The organism is Sulfolobus islandicus Y.N.15.51 (assembly GCF_000022485.1).
Classification (GTDB): Archaea; Thermoproteota; Thermoprotei_A; order Sulfolobales; family Sulfolobaceae; genus Saccharolobus; species Saccharolobus islandicus.
Genome location: NC_012623.1, coordinates 276548 through 302166, shown reverse-complemented (window position 1 = coordinate 302166; position 25619 = coordinate 276548). Strand labels below are relative to the sequence as shown.

Below are 25619 nucleotides of genomic sequence, written 5' to 3'. Positions count from 1 at the left end.
TTTGCACATATCGAAACACTAAAGTATTAATCTTTACTTGGTTATTCTGATGCTTAGCAAAGAGGAGTTAGACTCTCTAAACAAATGGTTTGAAGATAAGGAACCATTAGAAGTGTTGAAATGGGGAATTGAGAAATTTCATCCTAAAATAGTCTTAGCATGCAGTCTTCAGGCTGAAGATTTAGTAATACTGGATATGTTAAGTAAGGTAGTTGAAAAACCAAAGGTTTTCATAATAGATACTGGTAGACTTCATCAAGAGAGTTATGAGTTAATAGAGGAGATAAACAAAAAATATAACACTGATTTAAGGATATATTTTCCAGACTATAAAGAGGTAGAAGCTCTAGTCAATAAACACGGAATAAATCTATTTTATAGAAGTGTTGAACTTAGAAAAGCATGCTGCGAAGTGAGGAAAGTTCTCCCCCTTAGAAGAGCATTAGAGGGAATGCAGGCTTGGATAACTGGGCTAAGAAGAGAACAAAATTTCACGAGAGGGGGAATTAAGAAGATAGAAATAGATGAGGTTAATGGAGGTATAGTTAAGTTAAACCCCTTGGCTGACTGGACATGGGAACAAGTATGGGAATACATAAAGAAAAACAACGTGCCCTACAATAAACTTTACGATAAGGGTTATAAGAGCATAGGATGCGTACCATGTACTAGACCAGTAAAACCGTGGGAGCATCCAAGAGCTGGTAGATGGTGGTGGGAGCAGAATAGTGACAAGGAGTGTGGACTTCACTATAGAGGGGTGAAGTGAGGATTCCCATAGAGCCCAATTTTAGAACAGATCCTAAGGATTACAGTGAGGAAGAGAGAGTAAAGCTGAAAACGAAGGGATTAACTGAGGATACCATAGGGATATATTCATCATTTCATGATTTTACTAGGGACGACCTCGAGAAGGAAGTATCTTTGATAGCTAAAAGTTTTGGAATTTATATGGAATTCAATAGGGATAAGATGAAATCAAACGCAATAAAAGACTGGATCTACATGGTAAGGTTACCGATTCCAGGAGGAGGTCCAATAAGACTTGACCAATGGAGAATTTTAGATGATGTTTCAAATAAGTATACCATATCAGATGCATATACTGGATATCCTTTACCTTCTCTGAAACTAACCACGAGACAAGCTATTCAATTTCACCATGTAAAGAAAAAGGATTTGCCTAACCTTATAAGGGAGATTGCAGAATCTGGCTTTCTTACCATAAATGGCTGTGGGGATAATTTAAGGAATACGATAGCTTGTCCACTTTCCAAGTTTTGGATTTTCGACTCAAATACGCTCGCTAGAAAAATTGCTGACTACTTTAGATTACCTTCAGAGCTGTATCTTCAAGTTTTTGAAATACCTCTTTCTGAAGAAAGGCAATTTAATAATGAAGAATCCTTCAAATATGCTGATAATCTTCTACCCAGAAAGTTTAAGATTGGAATAGCTGGAGTAATGAGGACAATTGACGGAAAGTACATAATTGACAATTGCGTTGAGGTTCGAGCTAACGATATAGGCATAGTCCCTCTAATAGAAGGGGAAAAGGTAATAGGTTATCAGATATACGTTGGTGGATCAATGGGTGAAAATAACTCCTATCCCACTTTTTCAGCCCTCGGACTTCCAATTGGGACTGTATCTAAAGATAAGGAGTTATTGAGAGTATTGGATGCAATTGTGAGACTACACGAGCAATGGGGAGATAGGAAGAATAGGCATTGGGCTAGGTTTAAGTACGTTGTATATAAAATGGGATTAGAGTGGGTAAGGGAAAAAGTATGGGAATATTCAGGAATTCGATTATGTAAAATAGTGAATGTAAACTTAGATCATAGTGACTTACACTTGGGATGGATAGACTTAGGTAATAGCGAGTGGGCTTATGGTGTTTTCGTTGAAGACGGTAGACTAATAGATGGAAAAAACGGTAAGGTAAAGAGTATGATCAGATACATTGCGGATAATTTCCATAATTTAACGTTTTACATAACTCCAGGTCAGCACTTATTAATTACGGAAATAGACGATGATCAGAGGGAGGAAATTGAGAAAACACTAAGGGATTTCAACTATGGCTTTAGAGATGGAAAACCTTACTCGAATTTAAGAACGAATTCGATTGCATGTGTAGGATTTCCAACATGTAAATTATCATTTACAGATTCCGAAAGATTCCTTCCGAGTCTAATTGACGAGTTGGAGAGAAGAGGATGGAAAGATATTCCAGTTTCAATAGGACTATCGGGATGTGTCGCTCAATGTTCGAGACCAGCCGTTCATCCCATTAGTTGGATTGGTAGTGGATATGAGCTCTATATGTTAAAGATAGGTGGAGGAAACGGTAATTTGGGAGAGCCGCTAATTGACTGGGATGAAAATGTAATTTACCTATATCAAGTTCCAGCCAATAGATTAGCAGACGTGACTGAAGCGTTGTTTGAATTATACGAGAGAAATAAGGATATAAGTGAGGAACCAGGAAAAGTATTCAGAGTAATAGGTAATAGGAAGATAATTGAATGGTTAAAGAGCCATGAGAAGACTAGAGACCTAATGAGACCTCATAAGTTTAATAAAAAGATCGAGGGTTATAGGGAATATCACGACTTGTTGAGAAAGCGTTTGGAAGAGGTGAATAGGTATAGGTAAGGTAGTTTTAGTAGGTGCTGGTCCAGGAGACCCTGAACTAATAACGTTAAAGGGTATTAAATACTTACAAATGGCTGATGTAATAGTTTACGATAAGTTAGTATCTAGAGAGCTAATTAGTTACGCTAAGCCATCTTGTAGCGTTATACTACTTAGTAGTGACGATATTGAAATTGAGTTACTGAGGAGGTACGCTTTGGAAAATAAACTAGTAATAAGGTTAAAAAATGGAGATCCTTACGTGTTTGGAAGGGGAGGGAAAATTTGCCAAGAGTTAATTAAAGATGGCATAGAGTGTGAAGTGGTACCGGGAGTTTCATCAGTTAACTCAGTTCCAGCATATGCTGGAATACCGCTTACTTTCAACGGTATCTCTGATATGATAACAGTTATAAGTGCTGTTACAAAAGGTGGTAGGCTCTTTGACTTTGAAAAAATTCCAGCTGATGGGACTTTAGTAGTTTTAATGGGCGGTAAAAGATTAGAGGAGGTAAGTAAAGAGCTAATGACAAAGAGGGATCCTTCTGAAGAGGTTGCAGTTATACAAAGAGGAACTTATTTTGACCAGAAAGTAAACGTTATCAACTTGAGGGAATTAACTAAAATTGGTAATTTAGCTACTCCCTCCATGCTGGTTTTAGGAGATGTTGTTAAATTGAGATGTATTTTATGGAAATCTAGTTGATATATGTGTTTAGAAACCCTATTATTCTTATTTTTAAATTTTGCGTTAAATGCCGCCTTGTAGGTTTTCTTGGCATTCCTATTCTCTTCTGCTAGTAATTCCCACCAGTGTTGGAAGACGTAGAAGGGGAACATTAGCTCGTATCTAGTTATAACGTTCTCGTCGTACTTGCTCCAATCCCTCTTGTACTTACTCTTTCCCATGAGTAATACTCGGTATAATTATTTATAAATTTTTGTATAATTCTGAAGTAACCCACAAAGCAGTTAAATGCCAAATTTGCACATATCAATAGATATATAACGTACGGGGAATAGGAATAATTTAGGGAGTGTAAATGAGTCAAGTACAAGAACAACAAGTAATAGTAGACAATAAGTGGGTGTTAGATCATTTAAAAGATCAGAAGGTTAGAATCGTGGAAGTAGACTATGATCCAAATACGGCTTATAATGTATGGCATATTCCTGGAGCAGTTCTAGTAAGGTGGAGGGAAGACTTAAGACACCCGGTCTTAAGGGACTTCATAGAACCTAGTCAGTTTGAGAAGTTAATGGAGTCAAAGGGAATAAGTAATAACACTACTATAGTGCTATATGGTGATTATAATAACTGGTTTGCAGTTTATGCCTTTTGGTTGTTTAAGTCTTACGGCCATGATGATGTCAGAATTTTAAATGGCGGGAGGACTAAATGGGCTAAGGAGAATTTACCTACAGAACAAGGGGCAAAAGAACCTCAATATCCTAAAGGCAGTTATAAGGTTAAGAAGGTAGATTGGGGTAGCCATAGGGCTTTCTTCTGGGAAGTTCTTCAGAAGATAACCAAGGGTGAAGTGGGGAGAACTACCATACTAGTTGACGTTAGGTCTCCCAAAGAGTACACTGGTGAAATTAGAGCTCCTCCAGAATACGCTGATGAACAAACTCAAGTAGGTGGGCATATACCCGGTGCTGTAAGTTTTCCATGGGCTCAAGCTGTTAACCCAGATACTGGTGAGTTCAAGTCTATAGAGGAGTTGAGAAGATTAGTTGAGAGTGCTGGTATAACTCCAGAAAAGGAGATAATTACGTATTGTAGAATAGGAGAGAGGGCTTCCCATACTTGGTTCGTTCTAAAATACCTTCTGGGATATCCAGCTGTTAGAGTATATGATGGCTCTTGGGCAGAATGGGGAAACATTGTAGGAGCTCCAGTTAAGAAAGGAACTGAACCATGAAGATCATAGAAAAAGTTAAATTAGATAAATTAGAATCTTGTGGATCTAGAAGTCCATTATCGATAATGCTAGAGGTTATTATGAAAATTAAGGAGTGCGATGAAGGTGTTGAAATTTTAATTAATGACTATGATTGGCTGCTAAGCTTAAAATACATTCTAAAAATTAATGACCTTAAAATGAAAATTGAGGAAAAGGGGAAGGAGGATAATTTTTTAAAGCTAGAAGTATTAAGGGATTGTACATAAGTTTAATATTTTTTATAAAAACTTTTTTCTACAGAAAGTTTAAATTATACCATTAACAGTATTTACTCATGAAAAGATTAGTCGTAGTAGGAGGGGGAAATGCAGGAACGTTAATAGCAAATCTGTTAGCGGGAAAATTAGAAATTACAGTAATAGAGCCAAATGAATATCACACTTATCAACCTGGATTAGTGGATTATATTACTGGGGAGGTAGATGAGACTAAAATACAAATGCCTACTAGATTATTATTAAAACCATCTGTAGAATGGGTAAGGGCTAAAGCTACCAAAATAATACCAGAAGATAGGGCTGTAGTAGCTGAGGACGGAAAAACATATGAGGGCGATTACTTAGTAATAGCAATTGGAGGTCAAAATAAAGACATATATAACTTAAAAGGCTATCATGGAATTGATGACTCTAAAGTAATTAGGAATGAGGTTTTAAATCCAAGAGGAAAAAACTTCGTTATTGGGTCTCTTCCGGGAATAATAAAGTGTCCAGCTGCACCATGGGAATTATCATTTTTGATGAAGAGAAAATATCCAGATGCTAATGTCAGTGTAATAGTCCCAGCTAAACAACCACCACCATTACAAGTTCCAATGTCAAACATGTTTAATAAGAAGGCTAACGAGTTAGGAATAAAAGTATATAAAGGATTTGTGATAGAAGAAGTGAACCATAACGAGAGATACGTGGTATCAACTGAGGGAGATAAGATCAATTTTGATCACTTGATTATAGATACGCCAATCTCAACGAATTTTCCAGAATTTGCAGATAAGTCTGGATTAATTCCAGTTGATAAGAGCACTTTAGTTTATAGGGATGGCGTCTTCGTGGTCGGTGATGCTAATAATACCCCGACACCTAAAACTGGTGCTGCTGCCCACTTTCAAGCTGAGGTTGTTGTAAATAATATACTAGCTGAGATAGAGGGAAATAGGAGTAAAGAGAGTTACGATGGTACTGCAATGTGTGCAGTTTACTCTGGACCAAATGAAGGTATGTTAGTTTGGTTAAACTACGAGAAGAGCAAGGCCTTAGGACCTACATCAATTTATCGTTATATGAAAAAAGCGTTCACTAGCTTATATTGGGCCAGTTTAAGCGGTGGAGTCGACTTTGTCCTAAAGCCTTTAGTCGAATCTGTTAGGAAGAATTAAATATCCACTTCTATCCAACCGCCATTATCTCTTATTTGATACGTTTTTAATCCTAATTTTTCCTTTGGCGCATCTGGGGCAACATATGGTGGTTCTAGCATTTGACCACTCCTTAAATCAAACAATGCATGATGACAATAACACTTTACAGTAAGTTTCTCTTCATCTAGTTGACCTAAAATACACCTTGCGTGTGAACACACTGCATCCATAGCGTATAACACTCCCTTAATATTAGCTATAAAAACAACTTTATCTTCTACCTTAACTGCTGCACTTTTCGCTTTTTCTAAGGCTTTTGCGGATATAGTTCTTTTCCAGACCATAAGTCTAATATAAAGATATATCTTATATTCTTTAATTTGATAAAGTTTAAATCGTCATTATAAATAAAAATAAGTCATAAGACTATCATATTTTTCTCCTTCTTTCTAAAGCCTCATTTAGGCCTCTCAAGTTGACCTCTACTTGTTTCCTAAGAATTTCCCCGCCTATACCTCCAATATCAATTTCTTCACTAATATTCAAACTCTCTTTACCCAACATTTGCTCTAGGTGTTGTTCTAATACGTTAGGACTTACAAGTCCACCATGAGCTAAGCCAACCACCTTAGGTTTTAAGGAAATTTGTAACCTTAAACTATTAACGTAATTATCGTAGTCTAATGGTGGGGGAGTTGTTGGGATCACGATACCGTTAAAGTAAGCTCCCCCACTATCCCCAGTGAATAAAATATCTTCACTTATTACGGAAATGTGGTGTTTAGCATGGCCTGGGGTATAAATTACCTTCAAAGTCTTTCCATCTCCAAGATCAATCATCTCTCCACCCTCAACCTCGACCACTTTGTCTGGATCTATTTTTGTGAACTCGCCGTAAATATAATAAAGATCTCCCAATACTTTCTCTGAGCTCTCATTCAATCTCTTTACCCCATCGTCAGTTGTCAAAAACTTTTTAAAACCACTTCTTACCATAACTTTAACATTCTTATACCTATCTAAAATTTCTGGTAATAGCCCAATATGATCTATATGAATGTGTGTCAATATAACGAGATCAAGTTTGTCTAAAAAAGAGGAGTCCATAATTGAATTTGTAACACCAGCGTCTATCATTACGTTAAGCTTCTCCCCACAAATTACGTAAACTGTTGCTAGTTCGGGAAACTCTGGAGGACCAGCTGGTATTGCGTGTAAACCTCTACAAGGCATAGTTACACTATGTTAAGTAAGTTTATAACATTATTGAGCCTTTGAAAGTTATAAGTGCCGTTATTAACTTATAAATTCAAGGATGACCGTCTTGTCCCACAAGACTAAGGGCAATAAAATACTTAATTATATCCTAAAATACTCGTAATATAAAAATAAATTAGGTTAACGGCAACATTATGTTTAAAAGTGAGTATTTTATTTCTTATGAATGACACCAAATATTTCCTTTTAAATCAATAAAAGCCATAAATGAAAAATCAATTTATAAATCACAATTAGAGAGGAAATCCTCTAATATCACAAAAATCTAGATAGAATCCTTCCTTTTAGATATATTTTATCATTTATAAGATAATAGTAAAGATTTATTAATCTGCAATTATTATATTTAATTCAACGATTATGGGGGTACCACCTAAAGGCGAAGCTTCCCGTTCCCTAATCCCATTTTTGGTAAAAATTTCTAAATTTTTCTTGCTTGTTTTACTCCTTTTTATTTAGTCTATCCAGTAGAGATCGTAAGGTGATAATTCTCTTGAGCCACAGAAATCGCAGTATTCTGCGTTTTCTTCATTTATGCTTCCACAAAAACTACAAATCTTGTAAGTTCCACCCATTCTGTAACTTGACTTTAGAACAAAATTTTTTATTAATGCTATATTTTTTTGTCGAGTTAAAAATTTAAAAAGTAATCTATCACCATAAATTATTGCAAACTTCGCGAGAAAAGGCTTATCATAAAACCCAATTATTAAATTTTTATCCTTTAGATTAAACTCAAATCTATTTTTTCTCAAAAGGCTATTTTTTACCAAGATTTTTCCATTAACAATCAGAAAACGGTAAGTTTCTAGAAGTAAAATTAGTATAAGAAGTATTAATGACATAAGATAAACCATGAAACCAGTTAATAGTTGGAACATAATATCTACCTTTTTGATAATTATTGAGAACACGGAGTAGCTGAGCAGAGAAACTCCTACTAACATTAAACCAAGATGAAAAGCCATGATTAAAGGATGGAATTCAATTACGGATAAGATCCTAATTATCTCCCTCTCCATAAGAATTAATGCGTACTCAAAATTAAAAGAAAATTGGTCTAGGCTAAACTCAATTGATAAACATTTAAATATCTAACAATATCTTACTTATTCATGGAAAAGAAGACATTAGGATGGACGAATGAGAAGATATCTCCACTTATTTTAGGTTCTTGGGAATTCGGTACCCCTTCCATAGTTGATGAGACCAATGCTATAAAAGTTATTCAAAAGTCAATAGAGCTCGGAATTAACGCCATTGACACTGCCGAATCTTATGGAAATGGTCTCTCAGAAACAATTATTGGAAGAGCCATAGGCAAATTCAAGAGAGAAGATTTATTCATAATAACTAAAGTATCAATTGACCACTTAAGATATGATGACGTTTTAAGGGCTTGCGAGGGAAGCTTAAGAAGGCTTAACACTTCATATATAGACCTATACCTTGTCCATTGGCCTAATCACTACGTGCCCATAAGAGAAACTGCCAAGGCAATGGAAAGGCTATTTAATGAGGGGAAAATTAGATATATTGGTCTAAGTAACTTTTCCCTTCCCTTATTGAGAGAATTTAGAGAACATTTATCCAAGACTGACGTTGCGGCGAATGAGTTACACTATAACGTTTTATTCAGAGAAGTTGAGAAGGAGATTCTCCCTTACATGTTAAGGGAAAATATTCCCTTGTTGGCATATGACGCTTTAGGACTGGGTTATCTAATAGGGAGAAAGGAGATCAGAAATGAGTACAAGTGGTACGTTCTTGCCAGAGAAGCTTACGTTAAAAACTTAGAACCACTTGTGGATGAAATATCTTCAATTGCGAAGGAAATAGATAGAACTCCAGCACAAATAATTCTAAATTGGTTAGTCAGTAAGGATAACGTATTCGCAATTTTCAACACAACAAAAGAGGATCACCTTAGGGAGAATTTGGGCAGTCTAGAATGGTCACTGAGAGATAGTGATTTGAAAAGATTAGATGAAGCGGTAAAGAAAGTCGTGATAGATTATTTCATAAGGTAATTTAAGCCTTTTTTATTTACCAAATTACTTTTTATCTTAATATTTAACTGATATAGATATGGGTAGCCTATTTGACAAGGACCCCGAACTAAAGAGACTTTATGACAAAGGACTTGAAGTTAGGAAAAAGGTGATGGGAAAGGAATACGTGGAAAGGTCATTAAGTCAAGCTACAGACTTTAATAGGGAACTCCAAGAAATGGTGACAATTTTCGCATGGGGGCTAATATGGACTAGAGAAGATATTATTCCAAGGAAGATAAAAAGTTTAATAAATATTGGAATACTAAGCGCTCTGAACAGGCAAAATGAACTTAAATTACACATTAAAGGAGCAATAAGGAACGGTTGTACTGAGGAGGAGATAAAGGAGGTACTATTACAAGTAGGAGTTTATTGTGGTCTGCCCGCAGCCATGGAGAGCTTCAGAATAGCACAAGAGGCTATTAAGGAACTTGAAGATGAGGAGAAAAGTGAAAAACATAAAGATAATTAGCAAAGACAAGAGGATAGAAGTTAGTGTTAGTATGGATCTAATAATCGAGAAAAACGGTATAGTTCCTTTCACTAAGGGAGATCCGAAATACTTCACTGGAAACGTAATTGTTAAACAAGTACACGATTCGGAAGAACCATCCAGAGTTACTGCCAGTGTCGTAACATTTGAACCAGATGCAAGAATAAATTGGCACTACCATCCATTAGGACAGTTATTGATAGGTATTTACGGAACGGGATTAATTCAAACTTGGCGAAGTCCTCCCAGAAAGATAAAAGCAGGAGATGTAATCAGGAGATGTAATATGGATTCCGCCCGGTGTGAAGCACTGGCGTGGTGCTACTGCAACAACTACAATGATCCATATAGCTATTCAAGAAAAAATAAACGGTAAGGCAGTAGAGTGGCTTGAAAAGGTTAGTGATAAGGAGTGCGAAGAGGTGCAATCTGCTTCCGACTGAATTTCTCACCACCCTGAAAAGGTCGAGGGTTCCCTCCCAGAGGGTTCATAGTTCCCACCATCAATTCGGGACTACATCTCTCATCTGGTTGGCAGTCGAGTGGATCAGAGATCCACTCCCATCTGAATAGAAGGGGACTTTCATCCATAACGTCTAGTCCCTTAAGAGATACTAGATACTCCTCCCACAGTCCCATTAAGCCCTCAATCGAGCTGGGGAGGAGCATCATTAACATCACTAAAAGAATTTCAGAAAAAAGGATTATTTAAATATAAGGGGCTATCCATCCCCGCTGGCGAGGTTTTCCGCCCCCTAACCTCCAATTTTTGTAATAAGATTGCTTCAGTTACTAGAGCAATCTCAGCGTAAATCCCGTAGTGTGCCAACATGCTATTAATTGTTAAAGGTAAACGGAATACTGACAATAGTATTACTAAAAACTCCCGCTGATGCAATAATGTTTAGTATGGAGTAGACTAGGAAATAGATAGCTCCTTTCCTAACATTTTCTAATCCAACTCTTTCAGTATTTTGCTGTGGCATAAATAAGTTAATTTTTCTATATAAAAAACTTTTCTATTATATCGTTTTTTAATTAATTGCTATAATAAGAAATTAATATCGTGAATTTTATGAACTCATCTATTGAAATTAATATCGGACTAGCGTTTCCCTAGATGCTTAAAGAATTAAAACTAGTTAGAGAAAAAGGTATTTAATTAGCCAATTTAATATTTACCTATGAGTTCGTGTGAGATCTTTCCATTAATTTCAAAGTTAAGTGCCGAAGGGAAGCGCTTTGCAATAGTTTCAATTTACAAGGGAAATAGGCTAGAGAGGACTTTAGTATCTGATGGAAAAGTACTTCTTGGAAGTTTGGATAAGGAAGTAATTGGACTTGCACTGGAAGCATTAGAAAAGGGTGAGGTAATTCAAAAGGATGTAGAGGATGGAAAATTAGTCATTACACCAGTAGAACCTAGACCGGCTATAATAGTAGTGGGGTCTGGTATTATTGCCAAGTTTATAGCAAAATTAGCAGTAGATATGGGCTATTACGTTGCAGTAGTTGGATCTAGTGATGTTAAGGAAGAGGACTTTGTTGGAGTTTACGCCATTTCAAATGATCTAAATCTCTTAGAACAAATGGTAAGTGAGGATTCATTTGTAATTGTCGCAAATGAGGGAGGCAAACCATACGATATAGATGCGTTATATATCGCAATGAAAAAGAAGGCTAGGTTCGTTGGGTTACTTGCTAGCCAAAAGAGGGCAGCTTTAATGATTTCATTACTAATAAAGAGAAACATCCCATTAGAGGAAATTAAGAAAAGATTGCACTCCCCATTAGGCTTAGATATCGGTTCAAAGACTTCAGAGGAGATAGCGTTGAGCATATTATCTGAGGTAGTGCTAGAACTTAGAGGAGGTACTGGAAAACGCTTACAAGAAGTTAAGAATCCTTATCTTCTATTAGATGACGCTTTAGCTGGAAAGATTGAGGATAAGTGTATGTTTGTACCTAAGTCTTTAAGTCAACAATGAATATATTAACAATCAATTCCCTTTTTAATACATGAAAGCGGCTATTCTCACACAGTTTAACTCACCTTTTGTTATAGGTAACGCTGAGCCTAAAGGGGTTGGAGTTAAAGTAAATGTAGCATATGCTGGAATATGCGGAAGAGATCTAGTTATATGGAAGGGTGGATTTAAAAACCTTAAATTGCCTTTAATCTTAGGACATGAAATAGTAGGCTACTATAAGGGAAGACCTGTTGCGGTTTATCCAAATCTGAATTGCGGAAGCTGTGAGTACTGCAAAAGTGGGAAGGAGAATCTGTGCGACAATGCTAGAATTTTAGGAGAAGGAGAGATAACTGGAGGGTATGCTGAGGAGGTTATAATTCCAGAAAGAAACATTATACCATTACCAGACGATAAATTAGAAAAATACGCCGCAACCATGGACCCCGTAGCAACTGCAATTCACGCAACTAAGCTTGCAAATTTAAATAGAGATAGTAAAGTTTTAGTAACTGGTGCAGGTGGAGGAGTGGGTATTCATCTCGTACAATATTTGAAATATTTGGGTATTTCTAGTGTTTATGGGCTATCGTCTAAAGGGGAAAAGCTACAAGAATTGGGAGTAACGCCCATTAGTGATATAAGAAGTGAGAAGTTTGATACAATATTTGAGCTGGTAGGCTCTAAAACAATAAACGATTCCTTGAGGGCACTAAAGAAGGAGGGTACTCTAGTTTTGATAGGAAATACTGAAGGCGAGCCAATAACGTTGTTAAGGCCAGCCATGACTATAATGAGACAACAAAAAATTATAGGTTCGGCATCTTATACTAAGGCAGAGTACGAGGAAGCTATTAGATTAGTGGGAGAAGGGAAAATAAAAGCGATATATGAGATTTACGAACTAGAGAGGATAAATGAGGCGTATAGGAAAATGATGGAGAGAAAGGTTCTGGGAAGAGCTGTATTAAAGGTAGTTTAACCTTCTTTATACATGTAGTTCTCATAAGGTGATAACCTAAATATTATATTTTTACGTTGACCTTTCTTTAATTCATCATGAGTAACGTATTAGTTTTTGAGGTAAGTATACGCTAAATTATAGGCTAAAATAAAACCTAATGATAGAAAGAGTTATAATCAGTCTAGTAGGTCTTAACTATATATGGTTTTACCTTTCAATAGTGTGGAAGCATTTTCTGTAAACGTTTCTGAGAAACATGAACTATTTAGGAGAGCAGTAAGGGAATTCATGGAGAGAGACGTTGCACCTTATGTTGAAAAGGGTGAAAAAGAAGGTACAGTACCAAAGGAGGTGCTAGAAAAAGCTAAGGAAATAGGTCTATATGGCGTTGCAGTACCAGAACAATACGGTGGACAAGGTGGAGATACACTAATGACTGCCATAGCCCAAGAGGAAATATCTAGAGTTTGGGCCTCGTTATCTACGAGAGTATCTGTTGGAGGCCTATTCATAACTCCAATATTGCTTTTCGGTAATGAAGAACAGAAGAAAAAGTACGTTACTCCAGTGGCTAGAGGAGATAAAGTCGCAGCTTTTGCTAATACTGAACCAGCCGCTGGATCTGACGTTGCTGGAATACAAACAATTGCTAAAAAGATAAATGGTAAGTACGTTATTAATGGTAGAAAAATCTTTATCACCAATGGTGGGATAGCTGACTATTACGTAGTTACAGCTAGGACATCACCCCCAGAGCCCAATGCCAGATGGAAAGGGATATCGATGTTCATAGTAGAAAGGGAATGGAAAGGAGTTAAGGTATTAAATAGAATTGAGACTATGGGACTAAGGGCTTCAAACACTGCAGAGTTAGCCTTTGAGGATGTTGAAGTCCCCGCAGAAAATCTACTAGGAGAAGAGGGAAACGGGTTTAAGTACGCAATGGCGACTTTTGATAGGACAAGGGTTGGTGTTGCCGCTCAAGGAGTTGGTGTTGCACAAGCCGCGCTAGAGAGAATGGTTACATATTCTACTCAGAGGTTTGCTTTCCAGAGTCCATTGATAGGATTTCAGATGGTTCAAGAGAAGATAGCTGAATCACTAACTGAAGTAAATACTGCAAGACTACTTACGTACTGGGCAGCTAGTTTATTTGATCGTGGTCTTGAGAATGAGGCTATAGTAGCAGCATCAATGGCAAAATTGTACGCAACAGATATTGCAGAGAAGGTTGCAATTAGGGCAATAACTGTTCATGGTGGATATGGTGTAGCTACTTCTACTGGTGTAGAGAGATTGTTGAGAGATGTTGAGGTAATGAGAATATATGAAGGTGCTAACGATATTCAAAAACTAGTTATATTAAGGGAAACTGCGAGAAGACTCCTCGGAATTAAGATGTAAAATTTTTTATAGTTGTTTTTCTAAGTATTATAACATGAATAGCGAATATTATGAGTCCCAATTAACAATAGATAAGATATTAGATTCTGGTTCTAGAAGTTTTCCAGATAGAGAAATAGTATACAGAGATATTAGACGATATACCTTTAGATCTTTCGCAAATTCTGTAAAAAGGTTAGCAAATGGATTAAGAAAGATAGGAGTTAAGAAAGGGGAAAAGATAGGAGTTATAGATTGGGATACTGATGTCTATATGCATAATTATTATGCAATACCAATGGTAGGTGCAGTGCTACACACGGTAAATATCAGATATCCCTTGGAGTTAATAGCAAAGACAATATTACACGCAGAGGATAGGTATTTAGTAGTAAGAGACGAGTTCATGCCACTTATTGAAAAAGCAAAGGGAATAATGCCTGTGGGAATGAAAGTGATATCCTATAGTGATTCTAAGGAAAAGGTGAGAAGCCCATTAGATACAATAGATTTTTGGGAATTGATTGAGTCAAATGAGCCATTGGAAGAGGAGATTAACGTTAATGAAAACGATATGGCAACGATCTTTTACACTTCTGGTACTACTGGAGAACCAAAGGGCGTATGGTTTAATCATAGGAAAATAGTATTACATGCAATGAGCGTAAGCCTAGTTGGTGCTAGACCCCCATTAAGCTTGACCTCAAACGACGTATATATGATCCTAGTACCAATGTTCCACGTGCACGCTTGGGGATATCCATATGTAGCACTGATGGCAGGAGTTAAATACGTTTTACCCGGTAAATACGATTACAGTTTTATACTAAGGTTAATGGATAAGGAGAACGTAACATATTCAGCCATGGTACCAACTATACTGTATCTATTGCTAACAAACCCAGATGCTCCTAAATACCTTCACGTATTCAAAAGATGGAAAGTTACAATAGGAGGTTCCGCTCTACCAGAAGGATTAGCCAAAAAGGCGAAAGAATTAGGTATTACTGTAATAGGAGGATATGGTTTATCTGAAACTTGTCCAGTATTGTCAGTCGGTTATTATAACTCTGCAATTGAAGGATTGGACGACAACACTAAATTTATGGAACAAATAACTGCCGGGGCACCAATTCCTTTAGTTCAAATTAAAATTGTCGATCCAGCTACTGGAAAGGAAAAGGAGACTGGTAAGATAGGGGAAATAGTAGTTAGAGCACCGTGGTTAACTCAAGAGTATTATAAGGATCCAGAAAAGACTAAGGCATTATGGAAGGGAGGATGGTTACACACCGGTGACTTAGCCTACATGGACCAGTACGGATATATACATATAGTTGATAGAGAGAAGGACGCAATAAAGAGCGGTGGAGAATTCATTCCTTCACTACTCTTAGAGAACGCCATATCATTACATCCCAAGGTGTCTCAAGTTGCAGTAGTTGGAATTAAGGACGAGAAATGGGGAGAAAGACCAGCTGCATTCATAGTTCCGAAAGAGCAAGTGTCAGAAGAGGAAATAAGGCAATTCCTATTGAAACTTGCGGACGAGGGTAAAATTCAAAAGTGGTGGATTCCAGATAGATTTATATTCATAAGTTCCATGCCACTAACTTCAACCAATAAGATAGATAAAAAGGTACTTAGAGACATGACACAAACTAAATAAACTATCAAGTGGTAGATTAAAGTATGAGAAATGTAGCAATTATCGGAACTGGACACACCAAATTCGGGGTAAGGACAGATGTTAATTTGCAAGAACTAGCATGGGAAGCTGTTAAACAAGCTCTTGAAGAAGCAAACATAGATCAAAATGAAATACAATACTTCGTTGTTGGTAATGTAGGGAATTGGAGTTCCGAGGAATTACCAGCAGTAATAGTAGGGGAGTATTGTAACCTAACACCAAAGGGGACTATGAGAGTTGAGGCAGCATGTTCCACTGGAAGCGCAGCAATAAGAGATGCCTATCTAGCAATTAAATCTGGTGAAGCAGATATAGCACTAGTCGTAGGAGTAGAACAAATGCATCAAGCACCTAATCCCCAAGTAGTTGAACTAATTGGCAGGGCTGGGGGTTATTTCTGGGAGTTTGAGAACTTTGGGCTTACCTTCCCAGGATATTACGCACTTCACGCCTCCGCATATATGGCTAAATATGGTATGAAAGAGGAAGACTTAGGAAAGATCGCCATTAAGAATCATTATTATGGGGCTAAGAACCCTTATGCACAATTTCAAAAGGAAATAACTATGGAGGAATATTTGAAGTCCAAACCAGTTGCTTATCCCCTGAAGCTTCTGGACTCCTCTCCAATTACTGACGGTGCTGCTGCAATAGTCTTAGCATCTGAGGAAGTTGCTAAAAAGATAACTGATTCTCCAGTATGGATAGTATCACAAGGAGTTGCTAGTGGCACTGCAAACTTGAGTAGGAGAACTGACTTCACACATATAGAAGCAGCTCACATTGCAGCACAGCAAGCGTATAAGAGAGCTAGAATAGAATTCGATAACGCATGGAAGAACTTCGACGTAGCAGATGTGCATGATTGTTTCACAATAGCGGAAATAATGGCATATGAAGATTTAGGATTCGCAAAAAGAGGTGAGGGATACCTATTGGCAAGAGAAGAACAAACATACATAGGAGGGAAAATACCAGTAAACGTTGATGGAGGGTTGAAAGCAAAGGGACACCCAATAGGGGCAACTGGGGTAAGCATGGCAGTATCAATAACAAGACAGTTATTATACAGAGCACATAAGGGAACACAAGTGGAAGTTAGGAACGGGATGGGAATAACGCACAACGTTGGAGGAACTGGACATTACGCATACGTAACAATATACTCAACTAGGAGGCCATCTACATGAGTCTAAATGAAATAAGGGATAAGATGCAAAAGGAAATTTCCCAATCACTGTTGATGCTTGATAACGCGATAAAGACAACTAAATTACCAATAGTGAATGAACAAAAGACTAATAACCCCCTTTGGATTGACGTAAGGGAGATTGACCTAAGGTATCAAATTCCAGTTAAAAGGATATTCAAATTCTTTGAGGGATTAAGGGAGGGTAAAATTCTAGCCACGAAATGTCCAAAGTGTGGCTCAATATATTTTCCGCCTCAAGATGATTGTCCAAAATGCAAAATATCAAATTTAGAATGGATTGAAATGCCTAAGGAAGGTGAAATTGTGGCATATACCGTAGTTAACGTCAAACCTCCCTCATTCTCTCACTATCAAGATTATATAGTGGGTATAGCTAGGATGAGTAATGGAGTAAATGTTCTAGGCTGGGTAAGGGCTAAGGAAGTTAGAGTCGGGATGAAGGTTAAACTTGAGGTTATTGAGAGGAAACCAGAAGGATATCTAACTTATGAACTGGTTCCAGTAGGTTGAAATTTCATGATAAGAAATGTATTGGTAGTTGGAGCAGGGACAATGGGCCACGGAATTGCCGAAGTTTCAGCCATAGCTGGGTATAACGTTTATCTGAGTGATGTATCTAAAGATATATTGAATAACGCAATACAGAAGGTCAAGTGGAGTTTGGAGAAATTGTATGAAAAAGGTAACTTAAAGGAAAGTGTTGAGGACGTTTTGGGAAGAATTAAAACCATAGAAGGGTTATCGAATGAGTTAAGGGAAATTGATATATCAATAGAAGCAATACCAGAGAAATTGGATTTAAAGAGACAACTATTTTCTAAGCTTGAGGAACTATTACCCAATAATGCGATATTGGCTACTAATACTAGTAGCTTACCAATTACGGAAATTGCTTCTGCTGTAAAAAGGCAAGAAAGGGTTATAGGAACTCACTTCTTTAATCCCCCAGTGTTAATGCAGTTAGTGGAGATAATAAGGGGAAGTAAAACTTCAGACGACACTGTTAAACAGACTTATGAATTCATTAAATCCCTTAGAAAGATACCAATAATGGTTAATAAGGACGTACCGGGATTTGTGGTTAACAGAATATTATTGAGGATTATCACCACAGCTTGCATGCTTGTTGAAAAGGGGATTTGTGAATATACTGCGATAGACGCAGTAGCTAGATATAAATTGGGATTTCCAATGGGAATTTTTGAACTTGTGGATTACACTGGTGTGGATGTTAACTATTACGTAAGCTCTGCAATGATGGAAAGGGGATTTAAGGCCTATCCGTGTAAGACACTAGAGGAGATGACAAAAAAGGAAGATCTCGGCGTAAAGAGCGGAAAAGGGTTCTATACTTATCCATCAAATAAGTATATTAAGCCTAATTTACCTCCACAACTAGCTGAAAAAATAAATCCGTTATACATTATAGCTCCTGCGATAAGTGAGGCAAATTGGATGGTTAAAAACGGAATTGCAAGCAAGGAAGATATTGACCTAGGTGTCAGATTAGGATTAAGCTTTCCTAAAGGCATTTTCGATTACGAAAGGGAGTTTGGAAGAGAGAGTGTAACTAAGACCTTAGAAGACTTGAGAAGAATTTCTGGTATGGAAGAGTATTTACCGGAATAAAAAATGGTTAAATTTTCTTAACGAATTCACAATATATTTCTCTGAAGCCCATTTTTCTATAGAACGAAATTGCTATTAAATTTCTAGAAGGGAATTCAGCTCCTAGTATCTCTATTCCCCTCTCTTTCAACTCGCTTATTATGAAATTTACTATCTCATTACCTACTCCCTGCCTTCTGTATGAAGGATGTACGTAAAACTCCCTAATTAATGCTTCCTTTTCCGGTGTATAAAATATCCTATCTATTATTAAAACCCTGGCAGCGCCAACTATCCTACCTTGATCTTCCGCTACTACTATCATCTCATTTTGATCTTCAAGACTCTTCTCTACCACTTTGTTAATCCTTTCCTCCAAATTCTCTGGAGTCAATAGTAGTGGATCGAATTCGCTGTTTAACCTATACATCCTACTGAAAAAATCTATTAACGTTTTGACGTCCTCTTTAGTAGCCCTCCTTATGGTGACCATGTGGATATCACCAAATTCATTATCTTCCTAGCCCTTATTATTCTCTCCTTAGCGATTTCCCTGAACTCTTCTCTACTCTTTTTAACTCTAGCTAACCCTAATTCTACTGCCTTACTAGCCACTGCTGCTGCTTCCTCATAAAACGCCTCCCATTCATCCATTCTAGGTATTATGTAGTTCTCATTTATCCCCCTATCCCTAGCGTATTTAGCTAGAGCCTCAGAGGCTGCAATCGTCATCTCATCTGTTATCGCCTTTGCTCTACTATCCAAAACTCCCCTAAATATTGCCGGGAAAATTAGGGAGTTATTAACTTGGTTAGGGAAATCACTTCTACCCGTTGCAACAATCTTCGCTCCTGCCTCCTTAGCGTCTTGCGGCCATATCTCTGGAACTGGATTGGCTAAGGCAAAGACTATTGCCTCCTTATTCATCAGACTTATCCATTCCTTCTTTATTACATTGGGACCTGGAGTAGATGCCGCAACTACTGCATCTGCGCCACTAAACGCGTCCTTTATCTCCTTAGCTTCCCATTTATTCGTCTTTATAGCCAATTCGTACTTCCACTTATGATGTAACATTAAGTGATCTACGTCCTCTCTATCAGCATACAATGGACCTTTGCTATCAATCATTACAATATTTTCGTATTTGAATCCATATTTAGCTAAAATTCTAGCTGCTGCAATATTTGATGCTCCAGCTCCGTAAAATACGACTTTACTTTCCTTAGGGTCTTTATTGGTTAATATCATCGCATTAATCAACCCTGCTAGGATAGCTGCCGCAGTACCTTGTTGATCATCATGCCATACTGGAATATTCAACATGGATTGCAATTTTTCCAGAATATAGAAACACTTTGGTGACTCAATATCTTCAAGATTAATCCCGCCAAAGGACGTTTCCAGAGCTTTTACAACATTTGTGAACTCATCTGCACTCTTTACGTTAATTGGCAAAGGTATTGCGTCAACTCCTCCTAAGTATTTGAACAATAGAGATTTCCCTTCCATCACTGGCATTGCTGCAGTTGGGCCAATATTTCCTAATCCCAAAACCCTAGTTCCGTCTGTTACTACTGCTATCGTGTTCCACCTACTTGTTAACTCAAAGCTCTTATCCGGATCCTTATAAATCGCCTTAGATACCTCAGCAACACCTGGGGTGTATATGAGAGCGAAATCGTTATAAGAGGTGATAGGAACTTTCGGATATATCTCAATTTTTCCCTCGTATTTCCTTGACAGTTCTACAGCATCAACCATGAAAAAATATATCATAAAACAAATTTATAAATGAATACACTGACTTTTGTTAGGTAACTTTAAAGTTTACTCCCAAACATTTAGCACGTGAAAATATTAAAATACCTGCTACCTTATGTAACAATAACGTCATTTAACTACTACTTCTCAAAGGATGCTATAACGTTTTCGTCACCTATCTTTTTCAATCTCATTAGGTATGTTATCTCTTCTATTATATTTTTATCAATTAGTAGGGGAAAGATTATCTTTAACAGAGACGTAATACAATTGGCAGTTTACACTACAGTATCATCATTATTATGGGCGTATGGTTTACTTTATGTAAGCCCAGCTGAGTCAGCTGTGCTAAGCTATACAATGCCCTTGTTTTCAATACCCATTTCCTTTATCATCTTATTGGAAAGACCCGCGGTACTTGAGATTGTTGGAGTAGTAATAGGTTTCTCAGGCGTAATTTTATACGGTTTACCATTGGTTCATGGTCTTACACTATTTGGTTCAATTATAACTATCGTCAATGCCCTATTTTGGGGGTTATTTACAGTTTTCTACAGAAAATTAAAGGGTTACGATCCTATAACAGTAAATGCAAGTCAATTCTCGATAGGTAGCATAATCCTAGCATTACTACTCCCAATACACCATAACATTGATCCAAACCCAGAATTTTATATAGGAATCGCGTATACTTCAACTTTAGGTGGGGCCATTTCCTTCTTCCTTTGGAACATGATGGTTAAGGCTGAGAAGATACCTAAGGTAACAGTTCTCAGCTTCTCTGTGCCTATTCTAACTACTCTAGTAGAGTTCCTACTGTACCACGTTTTACCTTTTCCTATACAGTTATTCGGCATTTTCTTGATGTTTTTGGGAATTTTAATCTCTAGATCAAGAACATTATTAAGTTAAACTTTTTAATGTGATTTTAAAAGATGAAAATATGGCAAAAGTCCTCTTCTTAATAATGTCTGGAGACGAGAAGTTCGATCTAGCAATGAGAATGGCTTATAACTCAGTGAAAAATAAGAGATATGAAGACGTTAAAGTGATATATTTCGGACCAAGTCAGAAGAAATTAACACAATTGGATGGCGATATGAAAAACATGTTCCAAGAGCTCCTTCAAAATAAAATAGTAGACTCTGCTTGCATAGGAGTTGCGCAGGCAATGAACATAAAGCCACATCTAGAGAATTTAGGAGTGTCATTGATGCCAGCCGGTGAGAGAGTATCCTATTACGTCAATCAAGGATATGAGGTAATAACGTTTTGAACATATGGCTAGTTAGTGCTGGAATAGCTATTTTACAAACACTTTTAGGAAATATAATCGTTTTTTACAACTCTCCTTATCTATTGCTACTTCACGTCTTGGTTGCAATTATACTTTTAGCACTAGCGATCTATGGTTATTTTAGGGTAAAACTACAAATGGAAAAGAGAATCCTTGCAGGAAATATTGGATTGATAGTGATTACTGGCGCATTAGGGTATCTATATACCATAAACGCTTCTCCAATAATCTCCATAATTCATCTCCTTTTGGCAATTGGAATCGTATCTAATTTTTCAGTACTTTATGGATTTGAGAGAGGACAAAAATATAAGTAGATATAATTCACTTACAAACAAACAAATCAATTTATAAGTAACTAAACTTAATATTATTTGATGCTATTCCTTCTATGGTTTAAGATAAAACAACCAACTAATATAACGCAAAAGCAGTTAATGGAAATATGGAAAAGAGAAGCTGAGGCAGCAATGCCAGCAGTTAAGGCTGGGAAGATAAAGGGTTTGTATAAGGTAACTGGAAGAAGAGAGGTTGTAGCAATAATAGATGTTAACTCTCATGAGGAATTAGACGGGATTTTAGAGACCCTACCAATAGTTAAAGAGCTCGGTCATTCACTAACAATAGAAGTAACCGCAATTCATCCTTATGAAAACTTTTATGAATTAATGAAAAAATTACTACAATAAGATTCAAGCTAAAAAATGTAAATAATTTTTTATTTCATTATTGGTCTTCCTACTGGAGGACTCTTGCCTAAGCTCTCAGCTACTACAATAGCGAGTCCAGTATACCAGGCTGCAATTGCCGTTAATATTCCTACATATCCACCGGCATGGGATAATCCAACATTTCCAATCATAGCTCCTACTCCAAGTAGGAAGAACGTTATCCACAGTAATAGAAATGTCATGAATAATCCTAGATTTGCCTTAAACGTGCCAAACCACATTGCTAGCGTAAAGATTCCAAACGCAATTAATACCAAGCCTATAGCTTGAGGTGTGACTCCTCCAAAAAATCCTCCCGCAGTTAGGAAATACCACTCCCAAAATGCACCATAAGTAAAGAAGGCAGTATAGCCAAAAGTGTTCCCTGCCCTCCATTCCAATATTCCGGCTAGTAGTTGAGCCAATCCTCCATAAAACGCTGCTAGTCCCAACACAACAGATGCCCCTTGTGTTATTAACCCTGCATTGAAGGTAGATAACACGAGTGTAGTTAGTGCGAAACCAGAAAGTCCTAAGGGGGCTGGATTTGCCCTTTTTTGTTCTGTCATAGCATTTTTATATAGCAATAATATACTTATAAAGTTTATTACCTTACAGTATTCTACTTAACATTTATTACCTAGAATTCCATTATATAACATATGTCAGTAACGTGGGCTCTACCTTTTGATCAAAAGATAAACCCAAAACTGAATTTAAATAGGCTAGTAAGTATAACTACGTATAAAGAGATTCACAGCCAAACGGTAAAAGATTACAAACAATTTTGGGCATCTGTAGCCTCGGAAATTGACTGGTTCAAACCATGGGAGAAAACACTAGACGATAGTAATCCTCCATTCTATAAGTGGTTCGTAGGTGGAGAGCTTAACGCCTCTTATCTAACTGTAGATAGGCACGTTAAGAGCTGGAGGAAGAATAAGGTTGCCATAATATGGGAAGGAGAACCAGTGGACGAGAAGGGAAACCCAAAGGAGGTTAGGAAGTTAACATATTACGATCTATATAGGGAAGTTAATCGAGTAGCCTATCTCTTGAAGGAGAAATACGGGTTAAAGAAAGGTGATGCAATAGCGATTTACCTTCCAATGATACCGGAATTACCAATATTCATGTTAGCTGCTGCTAGGATCGGAGTAGTCTTTACGGTGGTGTTCTCAGGATTTAGCGCTGACGCATTGGCAAGTAGGATTAATGACGCCGAAGCCAAGTTACTAATTACCGCAGATGGTGGATGGAGAAGGGGTAAAGTTGTTGACTTAAAGGGAATTGTAGATAAGGCTTTGGAGAAGACCCCAACAATAAAGGATGTAATAGTAGTTAGAAGGATAGGTAATAAGGTCAACATGGTTGAAGGTAGGGATAAGTACTTTGATGAAGTAATCAAGGACATTCCACAAAATGTTTACGTTGAACCAGAAAGGATGAAATCTGAAGACCCGTTATATATACTCTACACCTCTGGAACCACTGGAAAACCTAAGGGTATAGTCCACGATATTGGAGGGTATATGACATTATTACACGCTACAATGAAGTGGGTATTCGATATAAGGGATGACGACATTTACTGGTGTACCGCAGATATAGGATGGGTTACTGGACACTCCTACATTGTGTTTGGACCATTAATGGAAGGAGCAACTGAAATAATGTATGAAGGAGCCTTGGATTATCCACAACCGGATAGGTGGGTATCGATAATTGAAAGGTATGGGATCACAATCCTTTATACCTCACCCACTGCAATTAGAAGCTTCATGAAATATGGTGATAATTGGGTTAAGGCTCACATTACCTCCACTGTTAGGCTAATGCATTCTGTAGGTGAACCAATAAATCCGGAAGCTTGGGAGTGGCTATGGAAATTAGTCGGTAGAGAGGAGGTACCATTTGGAAGCACTTGGTGGATGACTGAGACTGGAGGTATTCTAATATCTCATTTACCAGGATTGTATCTTGTGCCAATGAAACCTGGGACAAATGGCCCACCAATATTGGGAATTGAGCCAGATGTAGTTAATGAAGATGGGAAACAAGTTAACCTTGAGGAAAGAGGATATCTTGTTATAAAGAATCCGTGGCCTGGAATGCCATTAACAATTTACAAGGATCCTGAAAGATACGTGAAGGCGTATTGGAGTAGATTCCCTGGAATGTTCTATGTTGGTGATTACGCTGTTAAGGACAAGGATGGATACTTCTGGATATTAGGGAGGGCTGATGAAGTTATCAAGGTAGCTGGGCATAGGCTAGGTACATATGAGTTAGAATCAGCTTTGATTGAGCATCCTGCAGTTGCGGAAGCAGCGGTAATTGGAGTCCCAGACCCAGTTAAGGGAGAGGTGCCTTATGCGTTTGTAATTTTGAGGCAAGGTTATACACCTAATACGCAGCTTTCACAAGAGATACTGAAGACGGTAAGAGATAAGGTGGGACCTATAGCTACTATAGATAAGATATTCTTCGTGGGTAAGTTGCCTAAAACGAGAAGTGGAAAGATAATGAGAAGAGTTGTAAGGGCTGTTGCAACTAGGGCAGAAGTGGGAGATATAACTGCACTGGAGGATGAGGCTTCTGTAGAGGAGATTAAAAAAGCTTTAGAGGAGTTTAAGGCAGAGTTTGAAAAGATTAACAAATAAGATACAAGAAATTAATATTTTTTTATAATTCTATATAGGTAGATTTTTAAGAATGCTTATACATTATTATATCAATGGATTCTCAAAACTATGATATTGAAAAAATTTTACAGAGATACGATAGCGATTATGTATTTCATTATTTAGGTGTGAAAATTTTAGAGATAAAGGAGGGATATGCTAAAACACAAATACCGTTCAAGAAGGAGCTGACAAGAAGGGGAAATATTCTAAATGGTGGAATGATAGTTGCGTCCATAGACTACACAGGTGGATTGGCAGTTCTATCAATAAACGATGGAATGGATCAGGTAACACAAGAACTAAAGGTAAATTTCCTAGAGCCAATGTATAGGGGGCCGTTTACTGTTGAAGCAAATGTAATAAGAAAAGGTAGAACTGCAGTTGCAGTGGAGATTACTTTTAAAGACGTTGAGGGAAGTCTTGGGGCGATTGGATTGGGAACGTGGTACATAATAAGGGATAAGAAAATTAACATGAATGTTCAACCTCAATAATTTACACAAATAATAAAACTTTATAAGGTTTAGATACAAAATAACTT

At 37.2% G+C, this 25619-nt stretch carries 30 protein-coding genes and 1 pseudogene; 22 read left to right on the top strand and 9 right to left on the bottom strand.

Annotated elements, in window-relative coordinates; genetic code table 11:
• Positions 1 to 49: 49 nt before the first annotated feature.
• The 3 genes from YN1551_RS01640 to cobA are packed head-to-tail and all read left to right on the top strand — an operon-like array spanning position 50 to position 3346.
• A complete protein-coding gene (locus YN1551_RS01640; protein WP_012714426.1) occupies positions 50 to 769 on the top strand; it encodes a phosphoadenylyl-sulfate reductase in 720 nt (239 codons plus the stop codon).
• Positions 766 to 2661 (top strand): nitrite/sulfite reductase, encoded by a 1896-nt coding sequence (locus YN1551_RS01635; protein WP_012717071.1) that lies wholly within the window; start codon positions 766 to 768, stop codon positions 2659 to 2661. The genes YN1551_RS01640 and YN1551_RS01635 overlap by 4 nt, the downstream gene beginning before the upstream one ends.
• On the top strand, positions 2654 to 3346 hold the full coding sequence (gene cobA, locus YN1551_RS01630; protein ID WP_048052265.1) for a uroporphyrinogen-III C-methyltransferase: 693 nt from the start codon (positions 2654 to 2656) through the stop codon (positions 3344 to 3346). The genes YN1551_RS01635 and cobA overlap by 8 nt, the downstream gene beginning before the upstream one ends.
• A 53-nt stretch (positions 3347 to 3399) precedes the next feature.
• On the opposite strand, the pseudogene YN1551_RS16460 reads toward cobA, so the two are convergent.
• Positions 3400 to 3549 (bottom strand): annotated as a pseudogene (locus YN1551_RS16460) (IS5/IS1182 family transposase); the annotation flags it as partial.
• A gap of 134 nt (positions 3550 to 3683) precedes the next feature.
• Between YN1551_RS16460 and YN1551_RS01625 the strand changes: the two are divergent.
• From YN1551_RS01625 to YN1551_RS01615, 3 genes are all read left to right on the top strand, one after another.
• Positions 3684 to 4565 (top strand): sulfurtransferase, encoded by an 882-nt coding sequence (locus YN1551_RS01625; RefSeq protein ID WP_012712357.1) that lies wholly within the window; start codon positions 3684 to 3686, stop codon positions 4563 to 4565.
• Entirely contained in the window at positions 4562 to 4813 is a 252-nt protein-coding gene (locus YN1551_RS01620; protein ID WP_012712358.1) for a hypothetical protein, read from the top strand. Before YN1551_RS01625 ends, YN1551_RS01620 begins: the two co-directional genes overlap by 4 nt.
• A 68-nt stretch (positions 4814 to 4881) precedes the next feature.
• The gene (locus tag YN1551_RS01615; RefSeq protein WP_012717068.1) at positions 4882 to 5985 is read left to right on the top strand and encodes an NAD(P)/FAD-dependent oxidoreductase; all 1104 of its coding nucleotides are present in this window, start codon (positions 4882 to 4884) and stop codon (positions 5983 to 5985) included.
• Here the strand turns inward: YN1551_RS01615 and sdx are convergent.
• From sdx to YN1551_RS01600, 3 genes are all read right to left on the bottom strand, one after another.
• Positions 5982 to 6311: a sulredoxin gene (gene sdx / locus YN1551_RS01610; RefSeq protein ID WP_012714431.1), complete on the bottom strand. Its 330-nt coding sequence runs from the start codon at positions 6309 to 6311 to the stop codon at positions 5982 to 5984. The genes YN1551_RS01615 and sdx overlap by 4 nt on opposite strands.
• Positions 6312 to 6396: 85 nt before the next feature.
• Complete coding sequence (locus YN1551_RS01605) at positions 6397 to 7200, bottom strand: MBL fold metallo-hydrolase (protein ID WP_012714432.1); 804 nt, start codon at positions 7198 to 7200, stop codon at positions 6397 to 6399.
• Between the two features lie 500 nt (positions 7201 to 7700).
• A complete protein-coding gene (locus tag YN1551_RS01600; protein WP_012716683.1) occupies positions 7701 to 8267 on the bottom strand; it encodes a zinc ribbon domain-containing protein in 567 nt (188 codons plus the stop codon).
• A 93-nt stretch (positions 8268 to 8360) separates the two neighbouring features.
• On the opposite strand from YN1551_RS01600, the gene YN1551_RS01595 reads away from it, so the two are divergent.
• The 3 genes from YN1551_RS01595 to YN1551_RS01585 are packed head-to-tail and all read left to right on the top strand — an operon-like array spanning position 8361 to position 10168.
• Positions 8361 to 9275 carry an aldo/keto reductase gene (locus YN1551_RS01595; RefSeq protein ID WP_012714434.1) on the top strand — a complete coding sequence of 305 codons (915 nt, stop codon included), beginning with the start codon at positions 8361 to 8363 and terminating at the stop codon, positions 9273 to 9275.
• 58 nt (positions 9276 to 9333) lie between these two features.
• Positions 9334 to 9771, top strand: coding sequence for a carboxymuconolactone decarboxylase family protein (locus tag YN1551_RS01590; RefSeq protein ID WP_012714435.1), 438 nt, complete (start codon positions 9334 to 9336; stop codon positions 9769 to 9771).
• Positions 9737 to 10168 carry a cupin domain-containing protein gene (locus YN1551_RS01585; RefSeq protein ID WP_012716684.1) on the top strand — a complete coding sequence of 144 codons (432 nt, stop codon included), beginning with the start codon at positions 9737 to 9739 and terminating at the stop codon, positions 10166 to 10168. Before YN1551_RS01590 ends, YN1551_RS01585 begins: the two co-directional genes overlap by 35 nt.
• Positions 10169 to 10191: 23 nt before the next feature.
• On the opposite strand, the gene YN1551_RS17945 is transcribed toward YN1551_RS01585, so the two are convergent.
• Together YN1551_RS17945 and YN1551_RS16930 are read right to left on the bottom strand one after the other, a co-directional pair.
• Positions 10192 to 10473, bottom strand: a complete 282-nt coding sequence (locus YN1551_RS17945) for a hypothetical protein (protein ID WP_048052264.1) — start codon at positions 10471 to 10473, stop codon at positions 10192 to 10194.
• 155 nt (positions 10474 to 10628) lie between these two features.
• Entirely contained in the window at positions 10629 to 10778 is a 150-nt protein-coding gene (locus YN1551_RS16930) for a hypothetical protein (protein WP_012716688.1), read from the bottom strand.
• A gap of 198 nt (positions 10779 to 10976) precedes the next feature.
• On the opposite strand from YN1551_RS16930, the gene YN1551_RS01575 reads away from it, so the two are divergent.
• The 7 genes from YN1551_RS01575 to YN1551_RS01545 all read left to right on the top strand — a co-directional run bounded on the left by YN1551_RS01575 (position 10977) and on the right by YN1551_RS01545 (position 18641).
• Positions 10977 to 11780 (top strand): XdhC family protein, encoded by an 804-nt coding sequence (locus YN1551_RS01575; protein WP_012717066.1) that lies wholly within the window; start codon positions 10977 to 10979, stop codon positions 11778 to 11780.
• Between the two features lie 31 nt (positions 11781 to 11811).
• On the top strand, positions 11812 to 12744 hold the full coding sequence (locus tag YN1551_RS01570) for an alcohol dehydrogenase catalytic domain-containing protein (protein ID WP_012714437.1): 933 nt from the start codon (positions 11812 to 11814) through the stop codon (positions 12742 to 12744).
• 183 nt (positions 12745 to 12927) lie between these two features.
• Complete coding sequence (locus YN1551_RS01565) at positions 12928 to 14130, top strand: acyl-CoA dehydrogenase family protein (protein ID WP_012714438.1); 1203 nt, start codon at positions 12928 to 12930, stop codon at positions 14128 to 14130.
• 34 nt (positions 14131 to 14164) lie between these two features.
• Positions 14165 to 15778, top strand: a complete 1614-nt coding sequence (locus YN1551_RS01560; RefSeq protein ID WP_012717065.1) for a long-chain fatty acid--CoA ligase — start codon at positions 14165 to 14167, stop codon at positions 15776 to 15778.
• A 23-nt stretch (positions 15779 to 15801) separates the two neighbouring features.
• Positions 15802 to 16989: a thiolase domain-containing protein gene (locus tag YN1551_RS01555; RefSeq protein ID WP_009989826.1), complete on the top strand. Its 1188-nt coding sequence runs from the start codon at positions 15802 to 15804 to the stop codon at positions 16987 to 16989.
• Positions 16986 to 17522 (top strand): Zn-ribbon domain-containing OB-fold protein, encoded by a 537-nt coding sequence (locus tag YN1551_RS01550; RefSeq protein WP_009989827.1) that lies wholly within the window; start codon positions 16986 to 16988, stop codon positions 17520 to 17522. The genes YN1551_RS01555 and YN1551_RS01550 overlap by 4 nt, the downstream gene beginning before the upstream one ends.
• 6 nt (positions 17523 to 17528) lie before the next feature.
• Positions 17529 to 18641, top strand: coding sequence for a 3-hydroxyacyl-CoA dehydrogenase (locus tag YN1551_RS01545; protein ID WP_012717064.1), 1113 nt, complete (start codon positions 17529 to 17531; stop codon positions 18639 to 18641).
• Between the two features lie 7 nt (positions 18642 to 18648).
• On the opposite strand, the gene YN1551_RS01540 is transcribed toward YN1551_RS01545, so the two are convergent.
• Together YN1551_RS01540 and YN1551_RS01535 are read right to left on the bottom strand one after the other, a co-directional pair.
• Positions 18649 to 19113, bottom strand: coding sequence for a GNAT family N-acetyltransferase (locus tag YN1551_RS01540; RefSeq protein WP_009989830.1), 465 nt, complete (start codon positions 19111 to 19113; stop codon positions 18649 to 18651).
• A complete protein-coding gene (locus tag YN1551_RS01535) occupies positions 19101 to 20384 on the bottom strand; it encodes an NAD(P)-dependent malic enzyme (RefSeq protein WP_029552528.1) in 1284 nt (427 codons plus the stop codon). Before YN1551_RS01535 ends, YN1551_RS01540 begins: the two co-directional genes overlap by 13 nt.
• 87 nt (positions 20385 to 20471) lie before the next feature.
• On the opposite strand from YN1551_RS01535, the gene YN1551_RS01530 reads away from it, so the two are divergent.
• Genes YN1551_RS01530 through YN1551_RS01515 form a run of 4 tightly spaced genes read left to right on the top strand, consistent with a single transcriptional unit; the run spans position 20472 to position 22370 of the window.
• Positions 20472 to 21296: a DMT family transporter gene (locus YN1551_RS01530; protein ID WP_012717063.1), complete on the top strand. Its 825-nt coding sequence runs from the start codon at positions 20472 to 20474 to the stop codon at positions 21294 to 21296.
• Positions 21297 to 21327: 31 nt separating this feature from the next.
• Positions 21328 to 21660, top strand: coding sequence for a DsrE family protein (locus tag YN1551_RS01525; protein WP_009989834.1), 333 nt, complete (start codon positions 21328 to 21330; stop codon positions 21658 to 21660).
• A complete protein-coding gene (locus YN1551_RS01520) occupies positions 21657 to 21998 on the top strand; it encodes a hypothetical protein (protein ID WP_012717062.1) in 342 nt (113 codons plus the stop codon). The genes YN1551_RS01525 and YN1551_RS01520 overlap by 4 nt, the downstream gene beginning before the upstream one ends.
• Positions 21999 to 22058: 60 nt before the next feature.
• Positions 22059 to 22370: a muconolactone Delta-isomerase gene (locus YN1551_RS01515; protein WP_009989836.1), complete on the top strand. Its 312-nt coding sequence runs from the start codon at positions 22059 to 22061 to the stop codon at positions 22368 to 22370.
• 29 nt (positions 22371 to 22399) lie between these two features.
• On the opposite strand, the gene YN1551_RS01510 is transcribed toward YN1551_RS01515, so the two are convergent.
• Positions 22400 to 22960, bottom strand: coding sequence for an acetate uptake transporter (locus tag YN1551_RS01510; protein ID WP_009989838.1), 561 nt, complete (start codon positions 22958 to 22960; stop codon positions 22400 to 22402).
• 93 nt (positions 22961 to 23053) lie between these two features.
• Here YN1551_RS01510 and acs point away from each other — a divergent pair, with 93 nt between their 5' ends.
• A complete protein-coding gene (acs, locus tag YN1551_RS01505) occupies positions 23054 to 25054 on the top strand; it encodes an acetate--CoA ligase (protein ID WP_012717061.1) in 2001 nt (666 codons plus the stop codon).
• 74 nt (positions 25055 to 25128) lie between these two features.
• On the top strand, positions 25129 to 25572 hold the full coding sequence (locus YN1551_RS01500) for a PaaI family thioesterase (protein WP_012714446.1): 444 nt from the start codon (positions 25129 to 25131) through the stop codon (positions 25570 to 25572).
• The last annotated feature ends 47 nt before the right edge of the window (positions 25573 to 25619 follow it).